The sequence below is a fragment of the Corynebacterium hylobatis genome (assembly GCF_003955685.1).
GTDB lineage: Bacteria > Actinomycetota > Actinomycetes > Mycobacteriales > Mycobacteriaceae > Corynebacterium > Corynebacterium hylobatis.
In genome coordinates this window covers 1-1,007 of the sequence record NZ_RXHJ01000045.1, presented here as the reverse complement: position 1 = coordinate 1,007, position 1,007 = coordinate 1, and the positions used below count along the sequence as shown (strand labels likewise).

Genomic DNA, 1,007 nt, shown 5'->3' with positions numbered 1-1,007 from the left:
TGTGACTCGCAGCTTCGTTTGGCGGCTTTTTAGCAACTTCAGATGGCGGTTTTAAATGTAGGCGTGCCCATGCCAACAGCACCCTTTAGGGTGGAACCATGACTGATGAGCAGCCTGGCCGCCGGGTGACATATGTGACCTGGAATCTCGTGGCCACAGGTGTGCTCGGAGTCTTGGCGTTCGGAGACGTAGCTCCCGCCCTGGTAGATGACCCCAGGTCCCCGGTTCTGTGGGTTATCAGTGCGGCTGTCGTAGCGGCCGTGGCGTGGGTCGTGTGGAAACGTCGCCGTCGACCCACCTGGCTTCTTCCACGTCTTTACCTATTCAGCGTGATTCCAGTGGGGCTTGCCTTGCTGCTGACGAACGCGATGACCGCGTTCTGGCTCGGTGCCATCTGGTTGTTGATCATCCCGGCCCTCCTGAGCGGTGACTGGCTGGACCGATGGCTAGGCGCTCCTGTTCAACCGCCATCAACACCTCACCGCTAATATCAGTTCTTTTAGGTGATGCCGATGACCAGCGTGGAGCGGGCGGCTTCGACGACATCATCGGTGATGGTGGTCAGCTCGTTGATCTTCATGATCCGTTGCATCTGGGTGAACAGCCGGTCGACGAGGCGGAAGTTGCCGCGGGTGATCCGGGCGATCGCGGCGATGGCCTGGGCGTCGGTGAAGTCTTCGGTGTTGAGGTCCTGGCCGAGGGCGCGCCACCGGCGTTCGAGGACGAAGACCAGTTCTTCCTCGGCCAGGGGGCGGTATTCATGCGCGAAACCGACCCGGCTGTAGAGCTGGGGAAACCGGCTGAATTTCCGCTCCATACCGGGCATGCCGATCAAGATCAGGGCGATGTTGGTGCGGTCGAAGCGATCGCGCATCATCTCCAGGGCGGTGGGGTTGAGGCGCTCGGATTCGTCGATGATGATCATGTCGAGGTACTTGTTCAACCGCGAGGTCGGTCGTGCCATCTCGCCACTGTTGATCAGGTGTTGTTCGATGCAGATGGCGACC

1 protein-coding gene is annotated in these 1,007 nt (G+C 60.2%); it reads right to left on the bottom strand.

The features are described 5' to 3' along the window. Positions 1-499: 499 nt before the first annotated feature. Positions 500-1,007 (bottom strand): AAA family ATPase (locus tag EAH68_RS14655; protein ID WP_164546519.1); only part of this gene is annotated, 508 nt, incomplete at its 5' end.